This is a genomic window from Streptomyces sp. NPDC002817 (assembly GCF_053592055.1).
The window spans coordinates 92504-116806 of record NZ_JBSFUY010000002.1 but is presented as its reverse complement, the minus strand read 5'-3'; the positions used below and the strand labels follow the sequence as shown (position 1 = coordinate 116806).

Below are 24303 nucleotides of genomic sequence, written 5' to 3'. Positions count from 1 at the left end.
GTTTAGGACACTGCTTTGACTGCCCGGATGTGTCCGGACAGCGTCAAGCTTGCCCGCATCGCCCGAACGGAGGCGGGATTACCCCGTTCGAGTGACGATGCGGACCCCTGTTCAGGCCCGCCGACGAGCCGCCTCGCCCCCTCTTGGCTGCCGCCCTCGCACCGCTACGCGGCTTCGGACGACTGCGCCGGCCTCCGACCGGCGGGCTCCGCCTGTCTGAGCCGACTCCCGTCAGGCCCGCCGACGAGCCGCCTCGTACAGCACGACACCCGCTGCCACACCGGCGTTCAGCGACTCCGCGCCACCCGGCATCGGGATCCGCACCCGGAAGTCGCACGTTTCGCCGACCAGGCGGGACAGGCCCTTGCCCTCGCTGCCGACGACGATGACGACCGGGCCGCCGAGAGCCTCCAGGTCGCCGATCTCGTGCTCCCCGTCCGCGGCGAGGCCGACGACGGCGATGCCGGCCTTCTGGTACGCCTCCAAGGCGCGCGTCAGGTTGGTGGCGCGGGCGACGGGCGTACGGGCGGCCGTACCGGCGGACGTCTTCCAGGCACCGGCGGTCATGCCGGCCGCGCGGCGCTCGGGCACGACGACGCCGTGGCCGCCGAAGGCCGACACGGAGCGGACGACTGCGCCCAGGTTGCGCGGGTCGGTGACACCGTCCAGGGCCACGATCAGCGGGTCCTCGCCGTGGTCGTAGGCGGCGTTGGCGAGGTCCTCGGGGTGGGCGTACTCGTACGGCGGGACCTGGAGAACCAGGCCCTGGTGGTTGAGCCCGTTGGTCATACGGTCGAGCTCGGGGCGGGGGGCCTCCATGAGGTTGATGCCGCCGCGCTCGGCCGCGAGCTGGAGCGCCTCGCGCACCCGCTCGTCGTTGTCGATGAACTGCTGGACGTACAGCGTCACCGCGGGCACGCCCTCGCGCAGCGCCTCGACGACGGGGTTGCGGCCGACGACCATCTCGGACGTGCCCTTGCCACCCCGGCCGCGCGGCGTGGGACGGCGCGCGACCTGCTTGGCCTTGGCGTTCGCGATGCGGTTCGCCTTGTGCTTCTTGCGCAGCTCGGCGGGCGGCGTCGGACCCCTGCCTTCGAGGCCCTTGCGTCGCTGGCCGCCACTGCCGACCTGCGCGCCCTTCTTGCCGGACATGCGGCGGTTGTTCGCGGCCATGACCTACCTGTTCTCTACGGAAGTAATACGTACGTCTATGCAGTGTGCCGCCCGGAGGGCCGGGCGGCACAATCGATCAAGAAAGCGGGCTAGCGCGGACCGAGGGTCCAGCGCGGTCCCTGGGGGCCGTCCTCGATGGACAGGCCCGACTGGTTGAGCTGGTCGCGGATGGCGTCCGCGGTGGCCCAGTCCTTGCGGCCGCGGGCCGACTCGCGCTGGTCGAGGACGAGTCGTACGAGGCTGTCGACCACACCGTGCAGGTCTTCGCCGCGGTTGTCCTCGCCGGCCCAGTGGGCGTCGAGCGGGTCGAGGCCGAGGACGCCGAGCATGGCGCGGACCTCGGCGAGGCGGGCCACGGCGGCTTCCTTGTCGTCGGCGGCCAGCGCGCTGTTGCCCTGGCGGACCGTGGTGTGGACGACGGCGAGTGCCTGCGGGACGCCCAGGTCGTCGTCCATGGCCTCGGCGAAGGCGGGCGGGACCTCGGCGGAGGGCTCGACGGTGCCGGCCTTCTCGACGACGCGCTGTACGAAGCCCTCGATGCGCGCGAACGCCGACTCGGCCTCGCGCAGGGCCTCCTCGCTGTACTCGATCATCGAGCGGTAGTGCGGGGTGCCGAGGTAGTAGCGCAGGACGATCGGGCGCCACGTCTTGACCATCTCGGAGACGAGGACGCTGTTGCCGAGCGACTTCGACATCTTCTCGCCGCTCATGGTGACCCAGGCGTTGTGCACCCAGTACGCGGCGAAGTCGTCGCCGTAGGCCTTGGCCTGGGCGATCTCGTTCTCGTGGTGCGGGAAGATCAGGTCGAGGCCGCCACCGTGGATGTCGAAGGCGGAACCGAGGTACTTGTGGGCCATGGCCGAGCACTCCAGGTGCCAGCCGGGGCGGCCACGGCCCCACGGGGTCTCCCAGTCGGGCTCGCCCGGCTTGGTCGCCTTCCACAGTGCGAAGTCACGGGGGTCGCGCTTGCCGGTCTCGCCGTCCGCGGCGGGCTGGAGCAGGTTGTCCAGCTCCTGGTTGGACAGCTGGAGGTAGCCCGGGAAGGAGCGCACGTCGAAGTAGACGTTGCCGTCCGACTCGTAGGCGTGACCGCGCTCGATGAGGCCGCGCATCATCTCGATCATCTCGGGGACGTGCCCGGTGGCACGCGGCTCGTACGTCGGCGGGAGGCAGCCGAGGGCTTGGTAGCCGTCGTTGAACGCCCGCTCGTTCTCGTAGCCGATGGACCACCAGGGGCGGCCCTGGTCGTGCGACTTTGCGATGATCTTGTCGTCGATGTCGGTGACATTGCGGATGAACGTGACGTCGTAGCCGCGGTACTCGAACCAGCGGCGCATGATGTCGAAGTTCAGACCGGACCGGATGTGCCCGATGTGCGGTGCGGCCTGCACGGTGGCACCACAGAGGTAGATCGAGACACAACCCGGAACGAGCGGGGTGAAATCACGGATCTGCCGGGCGCTGGTGTCGTACAGCCGAATAGTCACGAGACAAGGGTAGTGGGCCCCGGGTAGTGCCTTGCGCGCGTTCCGCTCAAGGGGACGTATTCGTGACGTTGTCGGTCAGCCGACCCGTACGACCAGCGCCGTGGCGATCGCCATGAGGCCCTCGTCGCGGCCGGGGAACCCCAGCCCGTCCGTGGTCGCGCCCGACACCGACACCGGTGCTCCGGCCGCCTCCGAGAGGATCTTCTGGGCCTCGTCGCGACGCTTGCCGATCTTCGGACGCGGCCCTACGACCTGTACGGCGATGTTGCCGATCCGGAAGCCCGCGGCGTTCACGATCCGGGCCGCCTCCGTCAACAAGGTGATCCCGGACGCACCCGACCACTCGGGGCGCCCCGTGCCGAAGTGCTGCCCCAGGTCACCGAGGCCCGCCGCCGAGAACAGCGCGTTGCACGCGGCGTGGGCGACGACGTCGGCGTCGGAGTGGCCGGCCAGACCCGGGCCCTCGCCCTCCCACTTGAGGCCGGCGCACCACAGCTCGCGGCCCTCTTCGAAGGCGTGGATGTCGGTGCCGATGCCGACCTGCGGCAGTGGCATCCCCGCGAAGGCGTCAGAAGCCATCGTTGAGCCTCCTGCGCGCCAGGACCGCTTCCGCGAGGACCAGGTCCAGGGGGCGGGTGACCTTGAAGGCCTCTTCGTGGCCGGGGACGACCACGACCGTCTCGCCGAGCTGCTCGATCATGCTCGCGTCGTCGGTGACGTTGTCGGTGACCGTCTCGTGGGCGCGGATCAGCGTCGCGCGGTCGAAGCCCTGGGGCGTCTGGACGGCGCGGAGGCGGGCGCGCTCCGGGGTGGCGACGACGGGCTCGGGGTCGCCCGGGACGGTGGCCGGCTCGACCTCCTTCACCGTGTCGGCGAGGGGCAGTGCGGGCACGACGGCCGTGGCGCCCTCTCGTACGGCGTCGATGACCGCGTCCACCGTGTCCACGGGGACCAGCGGGCGGGCGGCGTCGTGGACGAGGACGATGTCGTAGTCCGGCGGCAGGGCGTCCAGGCCGAGCTTCACGGAGTCCTGGCGTTCCTTGCCGCCCGGGACGACCAGGAAGTCGGTGCGCTCGGGAAGGGCGTGGGCGTCGAGGAGGCTCTTGACCTCGGCGGCGCCGTCGGGCGGTGCCACGACGACGACCAGGGAGACCGCGCGGGATGCGGCCATCGCACGGACCGCGTGGATCAGCATGGGGGTGCCGTTCAGCGCGCGGAGCGCCTTGGGGGCGCCCGGGCCAAGTCGTACGCCCCGGCCGGCGGCCGGAATCACGACCGCCGTGCGGACTTCGGCGCGCGAAGGGCGCGAATCGTCAGACATCGGTTCCTGTCAGGTTTGTGTGCTCGGCCAAGGTGGGTAGGCCAGACAGCGTGCCGGGCGCGACGCCTTGACCGGACCCTTCCGTGACACCGGTCGAGCCTGCTGCCCGGGCCCGGCACGCCAAGTATCGGGGCTTGCCCCCGAAGATGTGAGCGCCGGGACAGAGTCGGTCCGTGCAGGACGGAATCAGCATCCGGGCGTGAACATGCCGCAGCGCCCGGCGACAATGGTTACGTCATCGGGCACCGCGGCATTTCTTTGCAGCGTTTCTCTTTTCAGAGGACGCGGCAATGTGCTGAGCCGAACCTGGCGGCAGCGTGCGTCGTCAGGACGCGAGGACCTCGTCGAGCAGGGCCTCGGCCTTGTCCTCGTTCGTGTTCTCCGCGAGGGCGAGCTCGCTCACCAGGATCTGGCGGGCCTTGGCGAGCATGCGCTTCTCACCTGCGGAAAGTCCGCGCTCACGCTCACGACGCCACAGGTCACGCACGACTTCCGCGACCTTGATGACATCGCCGGAGGCGAGCTTCTCCAGATTTGCCTTGTAACGACGCGACCAGTTCGTGGGCTCCTCGGCGTACGGCGCGCGCAGCACCTCGAAGACCCGGTCCAGCCCGTCCTGACCGACCACATCACGCACGCCGACGAACTCCGCATTGTCCGCTGGCACACGTACCGTCAGGTCACCCTGGGCGACCTTCAGCACCAAGTAGGTCTTGTCCACGCCTTTGATCTGGCGAGTTTCGATAGCCTCGATCAGCGCGGCCCCGTGATGGGGATAGACCACGGTGTCGCCAACCTTGAACGTCATGTGACAGGTACCCCTTCCGTGGCTATCCAGGGTAACACGGAAACTGCGGGTTCTGAATGGCGTTTTCGCAGGTCAGGGCATATCTCGGGGCTTGACAACAACAACAGGAACGTGCTGCGGAGGCCGAGCGGAAGAAGGTATTCGCAGGTCGGAGCGGCTCTCCGGGGGAGGTGAAACGCGTACGTTACACACATCCGGAGGCCCTTCAGCGTAGACGAACGTCCCCATATGTCTGGTTCCAGGTGTGCGACTTCCGCTACTCCGTTCGACGCCGGGAGTCGCTTCCGCGCCGTTTCCGGAATTGATCACTCGCAATGGTGAGCACCCACCGGATCAGCCCGTGATCAATTTCGTGGGCGATCGCGATTTCCTTCACGGAAGATTTGCGAGCGGGTGCGGAGGAGTCTTATGTGAATGACGGACGAGTGCGGACTCAAAGTGACTCGTGGGTCACTTGTGGGGGTGGTGACTAGCCCCTGCGGTGCGGAAGACGGCCCGTTGGGGAGGGTCGGGTGCGGTGACGCGGGAACGGCTCGGTAACCTAAGGCCGCTGACAGACACTTAGGGCGGCTTTATTCGCCCGCTCCGTTCGAGTCAAGGAGTTGCCGCCGCCGTGAGCAGCAGCCTTCGACGCGGTGCCCTAGCGGCCGCCGCCATCGCGTTCTCGATCGCCTCGCTCTCCGCGTGTGCGGCCGGCAACAACGCCCAGACCCTGGAGGTCAAGCCGGACAACGCGGCCACCTCCGTCGGCGACATCAAGATCCAGAACGCCGTCGTGATCACCCAGCCCGACCTGGAGTCGACGGGGCCGGCCGTGATCTCCGCGACCCTGTTCAACAGCGGCCCCACCGCCGAGACGCTGGACTCGGTCACCGTGGACGACGCCGGCAAGACCGCCGAGCTCACCGCCGCCAAGGGGAAGGGCAAGCTGACCATCCCGGCCGGCGGCTCCCTCGTCATCGGCGGTGCGGGCAACGCCTCCGCGGTCCTGTCCAGCAGCCGTGAGGCGGTCCAGGACGGCGACGCGCAGAAGATCATCTTCACCTTCAGCAAGACCGGTGCGGTGAGCCTGCGGGCCTTCGTGGTGCCGGCCAAGAGCTTCTTCGAGAAGTGGGGCCCCACCGAGGTCCCCGAGGCGCCGGGCACGGGCGAGAGCACCTCGCCCTCCCCGACCGGGTCGGCCACCGACACGGCCTCGCCTTCGGCGACGGAGACCGCGACCGACGCGGCATCGGCATCCGCCACGGCGACCGAGAGCGCTGCCGCCGGGCACTGAGCGGTCGTACGACGACCGTCTGGTCGTAGACGAAAGGGCGGGACCTCTTCGGAGGTCCCGCCCTTTCGTCGTCGTACGGCTTACGGTTTACGGCTCGAACTTGTAGCCCAGGCCCCTGACCGTCACCAGATACCTGGGCGCGCCCGGGTCCGGTTCGATCTTGGCGCGCAGGCGCTTGACGTGGACGTCGAGGGTCTTGGTGTCGCCGACGTAGTCGGCGCCCCAGACGCGGTCGATGAGCTGCATGCGGGTCAGGACGCGGCCCGCGTTGCGCAGGAGCATCTCCAGCAGGTCGAACTCCTTGAGGGGCAGATCGACCTTGGAGCCGGAGACCGTGACCACGTGACGGTCCACGTCCATCCGGACCGGGCCGGCCTCCAGCGCGGCGGGGCTGACCTCCTCGGGCTCGCCGCGGCGGCGCAGGACGGCCCGGATACGGGCGACCAGTTCACGGGACGAGAAGGGCTTGGTGACGTAGTCATCGGCTCCTATTTCCAGTCCGACGACCTTGTCGATCTCACTGTCCTTGGCGGTCACCATGATGACGGGCACGTTGGAGCGGCCGCGCAGCTGACGGCAGACCTCGGTGCCCGGCAGGCCGGGCAGCATCAGGTCGAGGAGGACGAGGTCGGCGCCGTTGCGCTCGAACTCGTCGAGTCCGTCGGGGCCCGTGGTCGCGACCGCGACCTCGAAGCCCTCCTTGCGGAGCATGTACGACAGGGCGTCGGAGAAGGACTCCTCGTCCTCGACGACAAGCACTCGGGTCACGGAAGGACCTCCGGGGCGGGAAGCGGTTCGTACGGGGATGGGTCGGGTCCGTCCTCATCATCGAGGTCGGCCGGGTGATGTGCACGGTCGCGGGCAGCCCCCGCCTCCGGCAGCCGCAGGGTGAACGTGGAGCCTTGTCCCTCCGAGCTCCACACCGTGACCTCCCCGGCATGGGAGGCGGCCACGTGCTTGACGATCGCCAGGCCCAGGCCCGTGCCGCCGGTGGCACGGGAGCGGGCCGGGTCGACGCGGTAGAAGCGCTCGAAGATGCGCTCCTTGTCCTTGTCGGAGATGCCTATGCCCTGGTCGGTCACGGCGATCTCGATGAGGTCCCCGCCGGGCGCGGTCACCCGGCGGGCGGCTATGCCGACGCGGGTGCGGGCCGGGGAGTAGTTCACGGCGTTCTCGACGAGGTTGCCGAGGGCGGCGGCGAGCTGGCCGCGGTTGCCCCAGATCCTGAGATCCGCGGTGCCGCCGGCGGCCATGGTGATCTGCTTGGCGCCTGCCTGGTGGCGGCAGCGGTCGATGGCCTCGGCGACGAGTTCGTCGATCCGGACCGGCTCGGCGTCCTCCAGGGGGTCGTCGTTCTGGACCCGGGAGAGGTCGATGAGCTCCTGGACCAGGTTGGTGAGCCGGGTCGCCTCTATCTGCATACGGCCGGCGAAGCGCGTCACCGCCTCGGGGTCGTCGGAGGCGTCCATGACGGCCTCCGACAGCAGGGAGAGGGCGCCGACCGGGGTCTTGAGCTCGTGGCTGACGTTCGCGACGAAGTCGCGGCGTACCGCCTCGATGCGGCGGGCCTCGGTGAGGTCCTCGACCAGGAGGAGGACCAGCCGCGAGCCGAGGGGGGCGACTCGGGCGGAGACCGCGAGGGCCTCGCCTCGTCCGGTTCCCCTTCTCGGCAGATCCAGTTCGACCTGTCGTATCTCTCCGTCTCTCCTGGTGTCGCGGGCCATCTGCAGCATGGGCTCGACGGCGAGTTTGCCGCCGCGGACCAGGCCGAGGGCGTAGGCGGCCGAGCTGGCCTTGACGACACCGTCGGCCTCGTCGAGGACGACGGCGGAGGAGCGGAGGACGGACAGGACGGTGTCCACGCCCGGCGGGAGCACCGGGTCGGTGTGCAGCGAGGTACGGGTGGGTCGCTTCTGTTCCCGCTCGCTGAAGCGGAACGCCAGCATGGCGATCACGCCGGTAAGTGCTCCGGCGATCGCTGCCACTGCGGCGACCGCCGCGTTCACGTCCATGCGTCCAGGTTAGGCACGCGATCGCTCCTGGCCACAGCCTTCGAGGTGCGAGCTCGAACACTCGTCGCCCAGAGTTCACCTTGGAGCCAGTGTTGGTTCATTTGGGGTGACGGAAATCGACGCGTACAGGGCCGAACGTGGGAGCGTGGGGTTCACAGCGCCGGTCGTCGGACGTTTCCGGTGGCTGGTTCTGGCCCCCGGAACCCCCGAGGCAGACGTAAGAGAGGGATCCCTGATGCGGGACGCGTACCACGAGGAACTTGACTCGATCGGCGACGGTCTGGTGGAGATGGCCCGGCTGGTGGGGTCGGCGATCGGGCGCGCCACGACGTCCATCCTCGACTCCGACCTGAAGCTGGCCGAAAGCGTCATCGAGGCCGACCAGAAGGTGGACGACCTCCAGCACGAGCTGGAGGCGCGGGCCATAGCCCTGCTGGCCAGGCAGCAGCCGGTGGCCACGGACCTCCGTATCGTCGTCACCTCCCTGCGGATGTCGGCGGACCTGGAGCGCTCGGGCGACCTCGCCCAGCACGTGGCGAAGCTCGCCCGGCTGCGCTTCCCGGAGCGGGCCATCCCGCACGACCTGCACGCCACGATCCTGGAGATGGGTCAGCTCGCCCAGCGCCTGATGGCGAAGGCGGCGGAGGTCATCATCACCAAGGACGTCGACCTCGCGCTCCAGCTGGAGCAGGACGACGACGAGATGGACCTGCTGCACCGCACCCTCTTCCAGCACCTGCTGGACGACCGCTGGAAGCACGGCATCGAGACGGCGGTGGACGTCACCCTGCTGGGCCGCTACTACGAGCGGTTCGCCGACCACGCGGTGTCGGTGGCCAAGCGGGTGGTGTTCCTGGTGACGGGTGAGCACGCGGACGATCTGCAGGCGGACATCCAGCCGGCGACGGGGGTGGAGGGGGCCTGAGTCCCAGGCCTCCCGGGGGTGCGCGAGGGCCCGGCTCCTGTGTGGAACCGGGGTGTGCGGGGCCTGCTCGGGGCGCGTGCAAGCCTCAGTGCGCCGTTGATGCGACCTCGTGGGCGGGCATGCAATGGGGACAGGGTCTGTGCCGAGAGTCAGACCCTTGCCTCGAGGAGGGACCCATGGCCGAATCCCCCAGCACCCCCACGCCCGACCCCACGCAGGAACGCGGGACCGAGCAGCCCGCCGAGATCAGGAACCTGATGCTGATAGGCGCGTGCGGCTGCGGCTCGGGCTGCGGGTGCGGGTGCCAGTCGGGCAATCCGTGCCAGTGCGGCTGACGTCGCGCTTCTTGTCGTACGACGGTGAGGGCCCCGGTGATCGCGCCGGGGCCCTTCGCGTGGGCGGGCACGGGTGCGCGGGTCAGGTGCCCGGGGTTTGGGTGACCGTGAGGAGGACTTCCGTGGTGGGCCGGAGGGTGCTGATGTCGCCGGGCTTCGTCTGCAGGGCGATGTCGACGGTCTCCGGATCTCCGCCGAAGCCGGTGCGCTGCTGCTCGACGAGGACGGCGGGCGCGTAGATCTGGGGGACGTCGCCGCACAGGCCGAGTTCGGCGGGAGGCGTGCCGACGTCACCGGTGAGGAAACGGCCGTCGGCGAGGTGGGTGAACCCGGTCGTCACGATCTTGTTCTGTACGAGGTAGGCGCGCATCGCCTTCGCGGTGCTGCGGAAGGCGACGGCCAGGTCGACGTCTCCGATCCTGGTGGCGGGGTGGGTGACGTAGTGGACGTCCCGGGCAGCGGCCGGCATCGGCAGGCCCACGATGTCGAGCTCCACCTCCAACGGCACATCGCTGCCCTCGCAGGCCCGCGCGTCCGCGAACGGATACCCCTTGTCCGCGGCCACGAGCCAACCGCCCACCGTCAGTACCGCCGCGGCGAACCCGCCGCCGACCGCCCACCACATGTGTCGCATGGGGCGCACGGTAGTGGGCGGGGCGGGTGTGCGGTCATGGAATTGTCCGGGGGTTGGCGGACTCCTTGCCTGCTCAGAACCGTTCCTTCCACCACGGGACGTCGGGCGAGGAGCAGGGCAGGACGCGGGCCCGGCGCAGGATGACGGCGTCGAGGTCGTGGAGGAGGGCGCGGAGTTCGCGGGCGGACCTGGTGGGGAGGGCGTGGAGCACCTGTTCGAGGTGGTCGCGGAAGTACCCCGGGTCGCATCCGCACTCGGGGATGCCGCAGGTGTCGACGTCGCGGGTCAGACGGGCGAGAGGACCGTGCGCGAGGGCGGCCCAGTACCGGAACGCACCGTCCGTGTCCCCCGGCGAGAAGCGTCGGTGTTCGAGCCTGCGGATGTCGGCGGCACAGCCCGCGGAGATCCGGCCGATACGGGGACGGGGGTGCCGGGAACGTCGTACCCGTACCGGCGTCGCGGCCCGTATCGCGGAGGGGCGCCTACGCGGCATCGCCCTTTCGGTGGTGAGTCATGCGCGCAGGTTACCGGGGCGGGTGAGCCGGCCGCGCAGGGATTCGAAGAGCGCGCCCAGGGCGAGGGACTGGACCAGCGCCGCGAGCACGATGCTGCCGACGAACAGCCCGGGCATGCTCTCCCCCATCACCGCCGCACCGAGCGCCGCGATCGGCACATACGCCGGGAGCGTCAGCATCGCCGGCCACACCCAGATCATCGACCCGGACACATCGGAGTACAGCGGCTCGGAGGCGGCGACCACCAGCGCGACCCCGACGACGGCGAGGTAGGCGAGCGAGGCGGGGTTGGCGAAGGTGAGACGGGTGAGGGTGCGGAGCGGGCGGGCGTTCATCGGTGGGTCCCCCTGTGAGTGGTCGTGTGACTTCATGGTGGGGGTGGGGTGGGGGGTGAGGCGTGAGTAGCGGTACTCACCGTCGTACTCATCCGGGAGCAGGACGGTGCGGGCGGCCACTGCCGAGCGGCGTCGGACGGCCGAGGGGCGGCCCGGGAGTCGCGACCTGCTCGTCGCTGCCCGCCGCCTGGACCGCTACGCGCCGGGGGCCCGGTACTGGATCTGCCCGGCTTTGTGCAGGGCGTCCATGGTTTCGTCGACGGTCAGGAGAACGGTCGTCTCGAACGAGCTGAGTGCGCCGCCTCCGCTGATCGCCAGGGCGACGGCGGCCATGGAGACGTTGTCGGGGGCCTCCCACAAGTTGTAGCCGTCGCGGGTGCCGAACGCGTACCAGAAGCCGTGGAGCTTGCCGCCGATCGACTCGATGTACGACTGAGCGGCCTTTGCGCGGTCCTCGGGGTGGCCGATGAGCCTCGCCCAGGTCTCCGGCGTGTAGCTGAACCTCGACAGATAGAGCGGCATCATGTATCCCTTTCGTCCCAGCCAGGGATCCCCCACAGGGTGAGATACCGCCCCGAGGCCGCGCGTATCTCCCCCGAACGGCCGGGATGATGACCGGCATGCATGTGCGGGCGGCTTGAGCGATGACCTGGGCCGGCCGCCTCCAGGGTGAGTCCGTCACTGACGGCCCAGGGAGGGCCCGAGGCCACCGAAAAGCCCCCCGCCCGCAGGGAAACCGCGGGTGGGGGGCTTTAGTGCGTCGCGTTACTTCTTCTTGCCCTGATTCTTGACCGCCTCGATGGCCGCCGCGGCCGCGTCGGGGTCGAGGTAGGTGCCGCCCGGGTTGAGGGGCTTGAAGGCGGCGTCGAGTTCATAGGACAGCGGGATGCCCGTGGGGATGTTCAGGCCGGAGATCGCCTCGTCGGAGATGCCGTCCAGGTGCTTGACCAGGCCGCGGAGGCTGTTGCCGTGGGCCGCGACCAGGACCGTGCGGCCCGTGAGGAGGTCGGGGACGATGCCGTCGTACCAGTACGGGAGCATGCGCGTCACGACGTCCTTGAGGCACTCCGTCCTCGGGCGGAGCTCCGGCGGGATCGTCGCGTAGCGCGGGTCGTCCGACTGGGAGTACTCCGTGCCGTCCTCGAGCGCGGGCGGCGGGGTGTCGTAGGAGCGGCGCCAGAGCATGAACTGCTCCTCGCCGAACTCCGCGAGGGTCTGCGCCTTGTCCTTGCCCTGGAGGGCGCCGTAGTGACGCTCGTTCAGGCGCCACGAGCGGTGGACCGGGATCCAGTGGCGGTCCGCGGACTCCAGCGCGAGCTGTGCCGTGCGGATGGCGCGCTTCTGGAGGGACGTGTGGACCACGTCGGGGAGGAGATCGGCGTCCTTCAGGAGCTCGCCACCGCGGACTGCCTCCTTCTCGCCCTTCTCGTTCAGGTTCACGTCCACCCAGCCGGTGAACAGGTTCTTCGCGTTCCACTCGCTCTCGCCGTGGCGGAGGAGGATCAGCTTGTACGGTGCGTCGGCCATGCGTATGAGCGTAATCCACCGACTCGATCGCTTGTGCCTCCGTTCGGCAGACGGACGGCGGACGAACGGTTGACGGGATCTGTTAATTGAGTGGTCCTCCCGAGCACGCCGATTGTAAGTTGCCGTTGCCGCCAGGGACGCTTACATCATTTCGGGGGATCCGCCATGTCACCAGCCACCTTGAGACGTGCCCTCAGGGAATCCGTCTCCGGGCTCCCCCGCGAGTTCTGGTGGCTGTGGACCAGCACCCTCGTCAACCGGCTCGGTGCCTTCGTCGCCACCTTCATGGCGCTCTACCTCACGCTCGACCGCGGGTACTCCGCCGCCTACGCCGGTCTCGTCGCCTCCCTGCACGGTCTGGGCGGTGTCGTCTCGTCCGTCGGGGCCGGTGTCATGACGGACCGGCTGGGGCGGCGGCCCACGCTGCTCATCGCCCAGGCCTCCACCGCCGCCTCCGTCGCCCTGCTCGGCTTCATGCACCACCCGGTCGCCATCGCCGCCGTCGCCTTCCTCGTCGGTATGACGAGCAACGCCTCGCGGCCCGCCGTGCAGGCGATGATGGCCGACCTCGTGCGGCCCGAGGACCGGGTGCGCGCCTTCTCGCTCAACTACTGGGCGATCAACCTCGGGTTCGCCATCTCCTCCATGGCCGCCGGGTTCATCGCCGAGTTCAGCTACCTCGCCGGCTTCCTCATCGAGGCCGGCATGACGGCCGCCTGCGCGATCGTGATCTTCCTGAAGCTGCCCGAGTCACGGCCCGAACGCACACCCACCGAGAAGGCGGCGGACAACGAGGTCGGGCTCGGCACCGTGCTCCGCGACGGGCGCTACATGAGTGTCGTCGGGCTGTCCTTCCTCATCGCCCTCGTCTTCCAGCAGGGCTCGGTCGGACTGCCGGTGGCGATGGGCGAGGCCGGGTTCACACCCGCCGACTACGGCATGGCGATCGCCGTCAACGGCATCCTCATCGTCGCCCTGCAGATCCCGGTCACCCGGTTCATCCAGCACCGCGATCCGCGCCGGCTGCTCGTCATCTCGGCCCTGCTCGCCGGATACGGCTTCGGGCTCACCGCCTTCGCCGGCTCCATCGGCGTCTTCGCCCTCACGGTCTGCGTCTGGACCCTCGCCGAGATCGTCAACGCCCCCACCCAGACCAGCCTGGTCGTCCGCCTCTCCCCCGTGCACGGCCGCGGCCGCTACCAGGGCATGTACACCCTGTCCTGGGCCGTCGCCTCCCTCGTCGCCCCGCTGATGTCCGGCCTGATCATCGACCACTACGGCGCGGAGTGGCTGTGGGGACTGTGCGCGGTCGTCGGCACCCTGGCCGCGGTGGGGTACGGCGTGCTGATGCGGCGGCTGCCCACCGAGGACCCGGCCCCGGCCGAGCCGCCGGTCACGGCCAAGACCGAAGTCAGCGCAGCCTGATCCCGGTGACCGCCAGGCCCTGCCAACGGTCCTGACCTGGTATCCCCTGCCCGTCGACTTTCCCTTACCCCGGCGGAGACACGTTTCCCGGCGGTATACAGGAAGTCGCGGGGGGCCGCCGGGGCCGCTGGGGTGGGAGACGGGCATGTCCGACAGTTCCGAGCCGATCTTCATCAGCTACGCCGGTCCGGACAAGGAGTGGGCGGAGTGGGTGGCCTGGCACCTCCAGGAGAACGGCTACCAGGTGGAGCTCGACCGCTGGCACTGGCGCACCGGCGACGACTTCGTGACGAAGATGAGCCGGGCGCTCGACCAGGCGTCCGCCGTCGTCGCCGTCTTCTCCCCGCGCTACTTCGAGGCGGGGCGGTACACCGAGGAGGAGTGGACCTCCGCGATCGCCCGGCGGGGCCGCTACGTCCCGCTGGTCGTCGAGCCCCTGGAGGACGGCCAGTTGCCGGCGATCCTCGCGCCCCGGCTCCGCAAGGACCTGCACGGACTGAGCGAGCCGGATGCCCTCAAAGCCCTCCTCGACGCCGTACGGGGACCGGCGCGGCCCACCCGCCCGCCGGCCTTCCCCGGCGCCGCGGCCACACCGTCCGCGCCGCCCGCCCCGCACGGCCCGCAGCCGCCGTTCCCACCCCGCACCGGCGGCGGCCCCGCCGTGTGGGACGTACGCGACCGCCGGCGCAACCCGCACTTCACCGGCCGTGAAGCCGTCATCGACGAGGTCCGCGGCAAACTGCTGGCCGAACGCCACGCCGCCGTCCAGGCACTGCGCGGCACGGGTGGCATCGGCAAGACTCTGGTGGCTCTGGAGTACGCCTTCCGGCACGCCGCCGACTACGACCTCGTCTGGTGGGTCGACGCCGAACAGAGCGAGCAGGTGGTGGCCCGCTACGCCGAACTCGCGGCCCGCGTGGACGTGGCCAAGCCGGAGGCGGGCGTCGAGTTCAACGCCCGGTACGCGATGGAGTACCTGCGCACCCGGGACCGCTGGCTGATCATCCTGGACAACGCGGAGGATCCGGAGCAGCTGCGGAGCTGGTTGCCGGAGGGCGGCGGGCACGTGCTGATCACGGCTCGCGATCCGGCGTGGAGCGGGATCGTGCCGGGGCTGTCGCTGGGGGTGTTCAGCCGGGAGGAGTCGGTTGCGTACCTGAGGGGTCAGCTGCCGGCCCTGACCGACGATCAGGCGGACGCGCTGGCCGAGGCCCTGGGCGACCTGCCGCTCGCGCTGGCGCAGGCGGCGGGGGTCATGCGGGGCGGGATTCCGGCGGACCGGTATCTGGAGCTGCTCAGGACGAACACGGCCCAGCTTCTCGGTCGCAGCAACCTGCCGGACTATCCCGCGTCCCTGGCCGCCACGGTCACGATCGCCGCGGAACGTCTGGAGGCGGACCATCCGGGGGCCGTCGCGGTACTGCGGCTCGCCGCGTTTCTGGGACCCGAGCCGATTCCTACGTCGTGGCTGATCACGGCGCGCGGCTCGCTGGCGAGTGTCCCGGGGGACGAGGACGACATCTTCTGGCCGGAGAGCGCACTGACGCCGCTCGCTCGGTATGGGCTGGCGGAGGTGGGGGCGGATGTGTTTCAGGTGCATCGGCTGACGCAGGCGGTGGTGCGTCAGTCCGTCGGCGAGCCCGACACCCTGCACGACGACGCGGCGGCCCTGCTGACCGCGGTCGATCCCGGCGACCCCGAGCTGCCCGCGACCTGGCCGCGCTGGGCGGCCCTCGTCCCGCATCTGACAGCGACGCTGCCGATCCTGAGCACCCGCCCCCGACTTCGCCCCACGCTGCTGGGCGCCGCCCGCTACCTCGTACGCAGCGCCCAGTACCACTCGGGCCGCAGCTTGGCCGGAACCGTGCACGAGACATGGTCGGCTTCCCTGGGACAGGACCACCCCGATACCTTGCGCGCTGCCCACATGGTGACCTGGGCCCTGGACGGCCTGGGTGAGTACGCGCAGACCCTGCCCCTGGTCGAGGACGTCCTGGAACGGCGTCGGCGGGTGTTGGGCGAGGACGACCTCGACACACTCAGTTCGGGTCACGACCTGGCCGTCACCCTGGGCAGGCTGGGCCGAAAGCAGGAGTCGCTCGTCGTGCACCAGGAAATCCACGAGCGCCAACAAGCCACTCTGGGCAAGGAGCATCCCTCGACGCTGAGAACCGCTCAGGGCTTGGCTGTCGCCCTGGGTTCCGTCGGCCGACGGGAAGAGGAGCGCACCATCCTCGTCGAGGTCGTGGAACTGCAGCGTTCATCCCTGGGCGCCGACCATCCCGACACCCTCGACAGCTCGCACAACCTCGCTATCGCGCTGATCCATCTCCGCCAGTTCCGCGAAGCCCACCGTCTTCTCACCGACGTCGTGGAGCGGCAACGAGCCGTGCTCGGCAGGGATCATCCCGGCACGCTCGACACCTGCCACACCCTCGGTGTCGCGCTGCACCACCTCGGCCGGCACGACGAGGCTCATGACGTGCTGGCCGACGCCCTGGAGCGCCAGCGGCACACACTGGGCGACGACCACCCCGACGCCCTCGACACGGCCGACAGCCTCGGCGGCGTGCTCACCGAGCTGGGCCGGTATGCCGAGGCCGAGCAGCTTCTCAGGGACACGAGGACGCGGGTGCGAAGGGTCATGGGAGAGGGCCACGCACTCTACAGAACGGTTACGCACAAACTGGCCGACGCTCTCGGAGCCCGCGGACGAAACTTCGAGGCCGCCAAAGTGAGGGCGTCCGTCCAGCGCAAGGGCACCTCGAAGAAGCGGAAGTCCTGACCCCTCACGGATGCATCCGCGCCCCCTTCACCACCTTGTCCACTCCATTCCGTGCCCCATACACAGCCATCCCCACCACATCCAACTCCCCCGTCCCCACGGCCCTCACCGCCGCCCGGTTGTCCCGGTCGTTGCCCGTCGAGAACAGGTCGCTCGTGAAGACCGAGCACGGCAGCCCACGGGACACAGCCTTCGCATGGGCCGCCGTCAACGTCTCCTTCGTCCCCTCGAAAACCATCACCGGCTGCCGGAACATCGGCAGATAGACCACCTCGTCGGCGTCCTCGTACGGCTCCCCGACCACCTCGGGAACCACCGTGCCGAGGCCGCTGACCAGGAACGCGGTGACGTTCAGCCGCTGCCACGGCTCCAGGTCCTCCCGCAGCAGGACGGCGATCTTCGTATCGAATCGGATGGGTGCTTCGCTCATGCCATGAGACTGCCGGGCGGCCCACGACACCGTCTTGTACGTTCTTTGCATGGCCACCCGGCAGACCGTCTCCGCCTGGCGCCCCGCCGTCCCGGGCGTCGTGGAGGTCTTCCACGCTCACTTCACCGGGTACGCCTACCCGATGCACGTCCATGACGCGTGGACGCTGCTGATCGTGGACGACGGGGCCGTACGGTACGACCTCGACCGGCACGAGCACGGCACCCCGCACGACACGGTGTCCCTGCTGCCGCCGCACGTCCCGCACAACGGCTCCCCCGTCACGCCGGACGGTTTCCGCAAGCGGGTCATCTATCTCGACACCTCGCTGCTGGGCGAGGATCTCGTCGGGTCCGCCGTCGACACCCCCGATCTGCGGGATCCCCTGCTGCGGCAGCGCGTCGGGCAGTTGCACCAGGCCCTCGACCATGCCGGCGACGAGCTGGAGGCCGCGAGCAGGCTGACGTTCATCGGGGAACGGCTCACCGCTCAGCTGCGGCCGCGCCTGGTCACCGACGTCCCGCGCGCCGACCCCGCCCTCGCCCGCCGACTGCGCGAGCTCCTCGACGAGCGGGTGGTCGAGGGGATCACCCTGGACGAGGCCGCCGCGCTGGTGCACGCGCATCCCGCCCACCTGGTACGGGCGTTCAGCACCGCCTACGGCATCGCGCCGCACCAGTACCTCAACTCCCGCCGCGTCGACCGCGCTCGGCGGCTGCTCCTCGACGGGGTGCGGCCGAGCGAGGTGGCCACCTCCACCGGCTTCTTCGACCAGTCCCATCTCACCCGGCACTTCAGGAAGTTGGTGGGGGTCACGCCGGGGAGGTACACGAAGGGAGGGTGAGACTTCGGATCGAGGCAGCTCGGCAGCCTTAAGCGGACGTCCGTTCGAGAGGTTCGGCGGAAGACGCCCGTCCGGTGATCAGTGCCGCTTAGCGTCGGTCCATGGACAACTCAGAGGACACACAAGGCACTTCACAGCCCGACCGCACCTTGAGAGTCAGACGTTTCTCGACCGCCGTCGTCGGCGCGGCCGCCCTGGTCGCCCTCAGCGTCGGCGCCGCCCTCGCGGCGACCTCGGACGAGGAGCCCACCGCCGAACCCTCCGTGGAGATCAGCGTCCCGGCGGACGGGGGCACGGGCGGCTCCGGCTCCGACGGCGGCACCACCGGCGGCAGCGGCCCGAGCCCGACGTTCACGGAACCGGACGACCCCACCCCGGAACCCACCGACGAGCCCTCCTCGCCCAGTGAGCTGGACGAGCTCAACCGGCGTATCTCGGAGCTCGACAAGAAGGTCGACGAGCTGCCCACCAAGAAGGAACTGGCGGACGCCCTGCGCGCGTTCGCGGACGAGCTCGACAAGAGCGACCCTTCCGGCGAGCACCCCGATCCCACCAGCGAGCCCCAGCCGGACTCGTCCCTGCCGCCCGGCGAGTCCTGACGCGCCGGCCCGGGGTCAGTCGGACCGTTCGGACCGGTCGGCCGGGCGCTGGGTCAGGTGGGCGAACGCGTCCAGGTTGCGCGTCGGCTCACCCCGGGCCACACGCCACGCGTACTCCTTGCGGATCGCGGACGCGAAACCGAGCTCCAGCAGGGTGTTGAAGCTGCCGTCCGCCGCCTCCAGGGTCTGTCCCAGGAGGCGGTCGATCTCGTCGGCGGTGACGGCGGCGAGGGGGAGCTTGGCGGTGACGTAGACGTCGCCGAGCCGGTCCACGGCGTAACTCACGCCGTACAGCTTGAGATTGCGCTCAAGGAGCCAGCGGTGGACGCCGGACTCGTTCTCGTCGGGGTGGCGGACGACGAAGGCGTTCAGGGAGAGGGAGTGGCGGCCGACCAGGAGTGAGACCGTCGTCTTCAGCTTGCGGGTACCGGGGAGCTGGACGACGTAATTGCCGGGGGCCGGGCTCTCCCACTCCAGGTCGTTGTCCTTGAGGACACCCTCGATGACCTGCGCCGCCTTCTGCTCCTCAGCCATGGTGGGAGCGTACGCGACGCCGGTGGGCCTGCATCGCGGCCGTGTAGACGTCCGCCGTCGCGGCGGCCGCGGTGTCCCAGCCGAAGGACTGCGCGTGCCGCGCGGCGGCCTCGCCCATGCGGGGCGCGAGGTGCGGGTCGTCGGCGAGGTCGCGGAGCACGCGCGCGTAGTCGGCGGGGTTGTGGCCTCGTACGAGGAAGCCCGTCTGGTTGTCGCGCACGGCCACCGGCAGGCCGCCCACCGCTGCCGCGAGGACGGGTGTGCCGGCCGCCTGGGCCTCTATGGCGACCAGGCCGAAGGACTCGCTGTACGACGGCATGACCAGCACGGACGCGGCCCGGAACCAGTCCGCGAGCTGTTCCTGGCCGACGGGCGGACGGAACCGTACGACGTCCGCGATGCCGAGCCGGGCGGCCAGCTTCTGCAGTCCCTCGGGCTTGGCGAGGCCGCTGCCGCTGGGGCCGCCGACGATGGGCACGACCAGGCGGGAGCGCAGCTCGGGGCGCTCGTCGAGGAGGACGGCGACGGCGCGCAGAAGGACGTCGGGGGCCTTCAGGGGCTGGATGCGGCCCGCGAAGAGCGGGATGAGGGCGTCCTGGGGGAGGTCGAGGCGGGCGCGGGCGGCGGCGCGGCCGTCGGCGGGGCTGAAGCGGTCCAGGTTGACGCCGGGGTGGACCACGGCGACCTTGCCCGGGTCCGCGCTGTAGTGGCGTACGAGTTCGTCGGCCTCCTCCGCCGTGTTGGCGATGAGGCGGTCCGCGGCGTCGACGATCTGGGTCTCGCCGATGACGCGGGCGGCGGGCTCGGGGGTGTCGCCGTCTGCGAGGTTGGCGTTCTTGACCTTGGCCATGGTGTGCATGGCGTGGACCAGGGGGACGCCCCAGCGCTGGGCGGCGAGCCAGCCGACGTGGCCGGAGAGCCAGTAGTGCGAGTGGACGAGGTCGTAGTAGCCGGGGCGGTGGCCGGCCCATGCCTGCATCACGCCGTGCGTGAAGGCGCACAGCTGGGCGGGGAGCTCCTCCTTGGCGAGGCCCTCGTACGGGCCGGCGTCGACGTGGCGGACGAGTACGCCGGGGGCGAGCTGGACCGTCGGCTCCAGTGCGGCGGTCGTCGCGCGCGTGAAGATCTCGACCTCGATGTTGATCGCGGCGAGGCGCTGCGCCAGTTCGACGATGTAGACGTTCATGCCGCCGGCGTCGCCGGTGCCGGGCTGGTGGAGCGGGGAGGTGTGCACGGAGAGCATCGCGATACGGCGGGGGCGGCGGTGCAGCCTCAGCCGCGGGGGCGCGGCCGGGGAGCGACGCCCGAGCCTGCTGACGTACTGGCTCACGTGGCGGTCCTCCTCGCAGCGGGCATGCCTGACGGAGGGTGTGGGGAGCCCTCCACGGGGGTGCAACATCGGAGGGACGGGTTCCCATTCCGGGCACGGTGAATTTTGCTGAGCCATTACCGGGGATCGCTCAACTGTTCGGGGAGCGGGTGCGTCCGGGGTGCCTTTCAGCCCGTCCGGCGTTTGAGGACGAGGCCCTTTCGGGGCCGTGGCGGAGGTCTGGGGCGCAGCCCTCGGGGATGGGACGGGTAGGGGCGGCGGCGGGCGAGAGCCCTCGAGGGCCACGGTCGCGCCGGGCGCATACCCTCGTACCCATGACAGCCCGCGCAGCGCACCGCCCCGTGGGCACAGTGACGCGTGGGACCACCAACCCCAACCGGCTGCGCCGCATGGACCGCTGGATCACCGCGACCCACGGGCCCGGACTGCGGCGGGCCGACGACCCCCTCGCCATCGATCTCGGATACGGGGCCGCCCCCTGGACCGCCGTCGAGCTGCTGCAGCGCCTTCGAACCGTCGCGCCACGCGCGCGTGTCGTGGGCGTGGAGATCGAGCCCGCCCGGGTCGCGGCCGCGAAGCCGTACGAGCGGGAGGGGCTCGAGTTCCGGTACGGGGGGTTCGAGGTCGCGGTCCAGCCGCGGCCGATGCTCATCCGGGCCGCCAATGTGCTGCGGCAGTACGAGGAGGCCGAGGTCGCCGAGGTGTGGGCGCGGCTGTGTGCGCGGCTCGCGCCGGGCGGACTGCTCGTCGAGGGGACGTGCGACGAGATCGGGCGGCGGCATGTGTGGGTCGCGCTGGGACCGGAGGGGCCGCGGACGGTCACCTTCGCGACCCGGCTGGGGTCGCTGGAGCGGCCGTCCGACCTCGCCGAGCGACTGCCGAAGGCGCTCATCCACCGCAACGTCCCCGGTGAACCCGTGCACACTTTCCTGCGCGACTTCGACCGCGCCTGGGCCGCCGCCGCACCCTACGCCTCGTACGGCGCCCGCCAGCGCTGGATCCGGGCGGTGCGGGATCTGACCGCCGACTGGCCTGTGACCGATGGGCCGGTGCGGTGGCGTCAGGGGGAAGTCACCGTGGCATGGGGGGCGTTGGCCCCGCGCGGGTGAACCTCACTCGCCCGCCTGACCTGCGGGGAACGATCTCCGTGAGTCGTTCGTCACAAAGGCGGGGAGATCGTCATAGGGCGGGTGGATCAGGGGGATGGACGTACTGCCTCTGTCGTTTTCTGTCACGACATGGCACGATCCCCGGGCGTCCGTAAGTTACTGACGGTAAATCAGGTTTGGGGGCTGGGGTATGGGTGCGGGCAAGCGCGGGCTGGTGGCGGCTGCTGTGACCGTGGTCTGTGCGGTCACGGTGCTCGCGGCGCCCGGTACGGCGTTCGCCAGCCCGAGTCCCAGTCCCAGTCCCACGCCTTCGGCGTCCGCCACCGGCGGGACCGACAAGGACCTTGAGGCCGTACGCAAGAAACTGGACGACCTCTATCACGACGCCGCCGTCGCCACGGACGAGTACAACGCCGCCGAGGAAGCCGCCGACCAGCAGTCGGCCGCGATCGTGGCGCTGGCGAAGAAGATCGTCAAGGGCAAGGAGAAGCTGGCGCAGTTGGAGAAGCGCGCGGGCGACGCGGCCGCCGCCCAGTACCGCACCGGCGGACTGCCCGACGAGGCGCAGCTGATGCTCAGCGACGATCCGCAGCAGTTCCTCAACGGCGCGGGCCGGATTCTGCAGGGCCAGCGCGCCACCAAGGGCCTCATCGCGGAAATGACCCGCACCCAGGAGGACTTGGAGCAGTACGCCAAGGACGCCTCCGCTCAGTGGGACAAGCTCGAGGCCAACCGCAAGACGAAGGCCGCCGCCAAGAAGAAGGTCAAGAAGCAGATCGCGGCGGCCGAGGAGCTCGAGTCCCAGCTGGAGAAGGAGGAGAAGGAGCGCCTCGCCCGGCTGGAGCAGCAGGCCGCCTATCAGGCGCAGACCGCCTGGCTGGACTCCGGGATCCTCGACGAGATCAACGCCAAGGCGTCCGCACAGGGCAAGAAGGCCGTGGAGTACGCGAGCGCCCAGATAGGCAAGCCCTACGAATGGGGCGCCGAGGGGCCGGGTTCGTACGACTGCTCGGGGCTGACCTCGCAGGCCTGGGCCAGTGCCGGGCAGGCCATTCCGCGGACCTCGCAGCAGCAGTGGAAGCAGCTGAAGCACGTCGACGTCGCGGACATGCGGCCCGGCGACCTCATCATCTACAACGCCGATGCCAGCCATGTCGCGATGTACATCGGCGACGGCGCGATCATCCACGCCCCGCGGCCGGGGCGGACGGTGACGATCGCCGGGGCGGGATCCATGCCGATCCTGGCGGTCGTGCGGCCTGACGCCTGACATATGGGTATTTGAGATCGTGGGCACCTGAGACCGGGGTCACGTGACGCACCGCACGCCGACGGGCTCCCAAACCCGGCACGGACGTGACGTTCGTCATTCCCGCACCTCGGGCGGGGTGTCCAACTGCGGTAGGGAACGCGGCATATGACAGCGGCCGCCTGCCGAGCCGGGTGCCGTACACCATTCCGTTGCGGCGCCGAGTACCGCTATGGTCCCCGTCGGTGGGTCGAGGTCCCTCGCCCCACCATGCCCTCGGGGGGAGGGAAGGACCCAAGACGATGCCCGTACCCGTACCGCGGCAGAGAGCGATCCCGGCCGTGGAAAGTGGTCAGGCGCCGGCCGCAACCGCAAGTGGCGGCCCTTCAAGGGAAGAGGCCCCGCGCACGGACGGCACGATCGAGAAGCACAACGGCACGACTCATCTGACGCTGCTGGTGATCGAGGACGATCCCGGTGGCTCGACGCTCGTGCCGGAGCTCCTCGACGCCGCCGGCAACCCCATCCGCGTCCGCACCGCCCGCAACCTCACCGAGGCCGGGCGGCTGCTCACCGACGACGTCCACTGCATCCTGCTGGACCTGGCCCTGCCCGCCCCCGCGCGCGGCGGTGACGACGAGCTCGCCGTGCTCAAGCACGTACTGGAGCTCGCGCCCCGGCACGCCGTGCTCGCCCTCACCGCCTCCGGCGACGCCGAGCGCGGCACGGAGGCCGTACGCGTGGGCGCCCAGGACTACCTCTTCCGTGACGAACTGGACAGCCGGCTGCTGAGCCGGGCGATCCGCTACGCCGTCGAGAGGAAACGTTCCGACACGGCCGAGCGGAGGCTCGCCGAGGGCCGGTTGCGGGCACAGGAGAACCGCCGCCTGGAGCGGGGGCTGCTGCCCACGCCGCTCCTGGAGGGCTCCTCACTGCGGTTCGCCGCGCGCTACCGGCCGGGGCGTTCACGTGCCCTCCTCGGCGGCGACTTCTACGACGTCGTCCGCACTCCCGACGGCACGGTGCACGCCATGATCGGCGATGTCTGCGGGCACGGGCCCGACGAGGCGGCGCTCGGTGTGGAGCTGCGGATCGCGTGGCGGGCGCTCACCCTGGCGGGGCTGTGCGGGGACGAACTGCTCGGCACGTTGCAGCAGGTCCTTGAGCACGAGCGGTCCGACGACGAGATCTTCGCGACGCTGTGCACGGTGGACATCGCGCCTGACGGACGTCGGGCGGGGCTGTGCCTCGCCGGGCACCCGGCGCCGTTGGTCGCCCGGCCGGGGCGGCCGGCGCGGCTGCTGCCGTACGACAACAACGGGCCGGCGCTCGGGCTGCTGCCCGGTGCCCGGTGGCCGCGGATGCAGGTGGAGCTGGGGCGGGAGTGGAGTCTGATGCTCTACACCGACGGGCTGATCGAGGGGCGGGTCGGGGTCGGCAAGGAGCGACTCGGCCAGGACGGCATGGTGGAGATGGTCCGCCGGCAGCTGTCCGAAGGGCTGCGGGGCGAAGCGCTGCTGCGGGCGGCCGTCAGCGAGGTGCGGGAGCTGAACGGTGGCGAGCTGACGGATGACGTGGCTGTGCTGCTGCTGGATCGGACCGGGTGAGGTCGGACGGGGGCCCGCCGTTGTGGGTTCCTGTCGTTTGCCG

General features: G+C 70.3%; 25 protein-coding genes. 10 read left to right on the top strand and 15 right to left on the bottom strand.

What is annotated here, in order from left to right; all coding sequences use genetic code 11:
* Positions 1-231 precede the first annotated feature (231 nt).
* From rlmB to ACWD3I_RS03550, 5 genes are all read right to left on the bottom strand, one after another.
* Entirely contained in the window at positions 232-1173 is a 942-nt protein-coding gene (rlmB, locus tag ACWD3I_RS03570; RefSeq protein WP_266890675.1) for a 23S rRNA (guanosine(2251)-2'-O)-methyltransferase RlmB, read from the bottom strand.
* Between the two features lie 89 nt (positions 1174-1262).
* A complete protein-coding gene (gene cysS, locus ACWD3I_RS03565) occupies positions 1263-2660 on the bottom strand; it encodes a cysteine--tRNA ligase (RefSeq protein ID WP_365400926.1) in 1398 nt (465 codons plus the stop codon).
* 75 nt (positions 2661-2735) lie between these two features.
* Entirely contained in the window at positions 2736-3239 is a 504-nt protein-coding gene (gene ispF, locus ACWD3I_RS03560; RefSeq protein WP_365400929.1) for a 2-C-methyl-D-erythritol 2,4-cyclodiphosphate synthase, read from the bottom strand.
* Positions 3229-3981, bottom strand: a complete 753-nt coding sequence (ispD, locus tag ACWD3I_RS03555; protein ID WP_365400932.1) for a 2-C-methyl-D-erythritol 4-phosphate cytidylyltransferase — start codon at positions 3979-3981, stop codon at positions 3229-3231. Before ispD ends, ispF begins: the two co-directional genes overlap by 11 nt.
* A 325-nt stretch (positions 3982-4306) precedes the next feature.
* On the bottom strand, positions 4307-4789 hold the full coding sequence (locus ACWD3I_RS03550) for a CarD family transcriptional regulator (protein WP_003953493.1): 483 nt from the start codon (positions 4787-4789) through the stop codon (positions 4307-4309).
* A gap of 613 nt (positions 4790-5402) precedes the next feature.
* On the opposite strand from ACWD3I_RS03550, the gene ACWD3I_RS03545 reads away from it, so the two are divergent.
* Positions 5403-6065, top strand: a complete 663-nt coding sequence (locus ACWD3I_RS03545; protein WP_365400937.1) for a copper chaperone PCu(A)C — start codon at positions 5403-5405, stop codon at positions 6063-6065.
* Positions 6066-6152: 87 nt separating this feature from the next.
* On the opposite strand, the gene ACWD3I_RS03540 is transcribed toward ACWD3I_RS03545, so the two are convergent.
* Together ACWD3I_RS03540 and ACWD3I_RS03535 are read right to left on the bottom strand one after the other, a co-directional pair.
* Positions 6153-6833: a response regulator transcription factor gene (locus ACWD3I_RS03540; RefSeq protein WP_266890667.1), complete on the bottom strand. Its 681-nt coding sequence runs from the start codon at positions 6831-6833 to the stop codon at positions 6153-6155.
* Entirely contained in the window at positions 6830-8077 is a 1248-nt protein-coding gene (locus tag ACWD3I_RS03535; RefSeq protein WP_365400940.1) for a sensor histidine kinase, read from the bottom strand. The genes ACWD3I_RS03540 and ACWD3I_RS03535 overlap by 4 nt, the downstream gene beginning before the upstream one ends.
* A 235-nt stretch (positions 8078-8312) precedes the next feature.
* On the opposite strand from ACWD3I_RS03535, the gene phoU reads away from it, so the two are divergent.
* Complete coding sequence (phoU, locus tag ACWD3I_RS03530) at positions 8313-9002, top strand: phosphate signaling complex protein PhoU (RefSeq protein WP_046258770.1); 690 nt, start codon at positions 8313-8315, stop codon at positions 9000-9002.
* Between the two features lie 176 nt (positions 9003-9178).
* The gene (locus ACWD3I_RS03525; protein WP_266890662.1) at positions 9179-9337 is read left to right on the top strand and encodes a hypothetical protein; all 159 of its coding nucleotides are present in this window, start codon (positions 9179-9181) and stop codon (positions 9335-9337) included.
* Positions 9338-9419: 82 nt separating this feature from the next.
* Here the strand turns inward: ACWD3I_RS03525 and ACWD3I_RS03520 are convergent, their stop codons facing one another.
* The 5 genes from ACWD3I_RS03520 to ACWD3I_RS03500 form a co-directional block, all read right to left on the bottom strand.
* Positions 9420-9971 carry a hypothetical protein gene (locus ACWD3I_RS03520; RefSeq protein ID WP_365400944.1) on the bottom strand — a complete coding sequence of 184 codons (552 nt, stop codon included), beginning with the start codon at positions 9969-9971 and terminating at the stop codon, positions 9420-9422.
* A gap of 73 nt (positions 9972-10044) precedes the next feature.
* Positions 10045-10464, bottom strand: coding sequence for a hypothetical protein (locus ACWD3I_RS03515; protein ID WP_365400947.1), 420 nt, complete (start codon positions 10462-10464; stop codon positions 10045-10047).
* An 18-nt stretch (positions 10465-10482) separates the two neighbouring features.
* Complete coding sequence (locus tag ACWD3I_RS03510) at positions 10483-10821, bottom strand: SCO4225 family membrane protein (RefSeq protein WP_266890656.1); 339 nt, start codon at positions 10819-10821, stop codon at positions 10483-10485.
* A 195-nt stretch (positions 10822-11016) separates the two neighbouring features.
* Positions 11017-11343: a GYD domain-containing protein gene (locus ACWD3I_RS03505; protein ID WP_365400950.1), complete on the bottom strand. Its 327-nt coding sequence runs from the start codon at positions 11341-11343 to the stop codon at positions 11017-11019.
* 243 nt (positions 11344-11586) lie between these two features.
* Complete coding sequence (locus ACWD3I_RS03500; RefSeq protein ID WP_365400953.1) at positions 11587-12348, bottom strand: phosphoglyceromutase; 762 nt, start codon at positions 12346-12348, stop codon at positions 11587-11589.
* A 165-nt stretch (positions 12349-12513) separates the two neighbouring features.
* On the opposite strand from ACWD3I_RS03500, the gene ACWD3I_RS03495 reads away from it, so the two are divergent.
* The gene (locus tag ACWD3I_RS03495; RefSeq protein ID WP_365400955.1) at positions 12514-13773 is read left to right on the top strand and encodes an MDR family MFS transporter; all 1260 of its coding nucleotides are present in this window, start codon (positions 12514-12516) and stop codon (positions 13771-13773) included.
* Between the two features lie 145 nt (positions 13774-13918).
* Positions 13919-16558: an FxSxx-COOH system tetratricopeptide repeat protein gene (fxsT, locus tag ACWD3I_RS03490; RefSeq protein ID WP_365400958.1), complete on the top strand. Its 2640-nt coding sequence runs from the start codon at positions 13919-13921 to the stop codon at positions 16556-16558.
* A gap of 4 nt (positions 16559-16562) precedes the next feature.
* On the opposite strand, the gene ACWD3I_RS03485 is transcribed toward fxsT, so the two are convergent.
* Positions 16563-16988: a DUF2000 domain-containing protein gene (locus ACWD3I_RS03485; RefSeq protein WP_365400961.1), complete on the bottom strand. Its 426-nt coding sequence runs from the start codon at positions 16986-16988 to the stop codon at positions 16563-16565.
* A gap of 49 nt (positions 16989-17037) precedes the next feature.
* Between ACWD3I_RS03485 and ACWD3I_RS03480 the strand changes: the two genes are divergently transcribed.
* Entirely contained in the window at positions 17038-17832 is a 795-nt protein-coding gene (locus ACWD3I_RS03480) for a helix-turn-helix transcriptional regulator (RefSeq protein WP_365400964.1), read from the top strand.
* Between the two features lie 101 nt (positions 17833-17933).
* The gene (locus ACWD3I_RS03475; protein WP_365400967.1) at positions 17934-18431 is read left to right on the top strand and encodes a hypothetical protein; all 498 of its coding nucleotides are present in this window, start codon (positions 17934-17936) and stop codon (positions 18429-18431) included.
* A 15-nt stretch (positions 18432-18446) separates the two neighbouring features.
* Here ACWD3I_RS03475 and ACWD3I_RS03470 read toward each other — a convergent pair whose 3' ends face one another.
* Positions 18447-18965, bottom strand: a complete 519-nt coding sequence (locus ACWD3I_RS03470) for a type III secretion system chaperone family protein (RefSeq protein WP_365400970.1) — start codon at positions 18963-18965, stop codon at positions 18447-18449.
* Entirely contained in the window at positions 18958-20295 is a 1338-nt protein-coding gene (gene mshA / locus ACWD3I_RS03465) for a D-inositol-3-phosphate glycosyltransferase (protein ID WP_365400973.1), read from the bottom strand. The genes ACWD3I_RS03470 and mshA overlap by 8 nt, the downstream gene beginning before the upstream one ends.
* A gap of 314 nt (positions 20296-20609) precedes the next feature.
* Here mshA and ACWD3I_RS03460 point away from each other — a divergent pair, with 314 nt between their 5' ends.
* The 3 genes from ACWD3I_RS03460 (at position 20610) to ACWD3I_RS03450 (ending at position 24260) form a co-directional block, all read left to right on the top strand.
* A complete protein-coding gene (locus ACWD3I_RS03460; protein WP_365400976.1) occupies positions 20610-21404 on the top strand; it encodes a class I SAM-dependent methyltransferase in 795 nt (264 codons plus the stop codon).
* A 190-nt stretch (positions 21405-21594) separates the two neighbouring features.
* Positions 21595-22674 carry a C40 family peptidase gene (locus ACWD3I_RS03455; RefSeq protein WP_365400979.1) on the top strand — a complete coding sequence of 360 codons (1080 nt, stop codon included), beginning with the start codon at positions 21595-21597 and terminating at the stop codon, positions 22672-22674.
* A gap of 281 nt (positions 22675-22955) precedes the next feature.
* Positions 22956-24260, top strand: a complete 1305-nt coding sequence (locus tag ACWD3I_RS03450) for a PP2C family protein-serine/threonine phosphatase (RefSeq protein ID WP_365400982.1) — start codon at positions 22956-22958, stop codon at positions 24258-24260.
* Positions 24261-24303 lie beyond the last annotated feature (43 nt).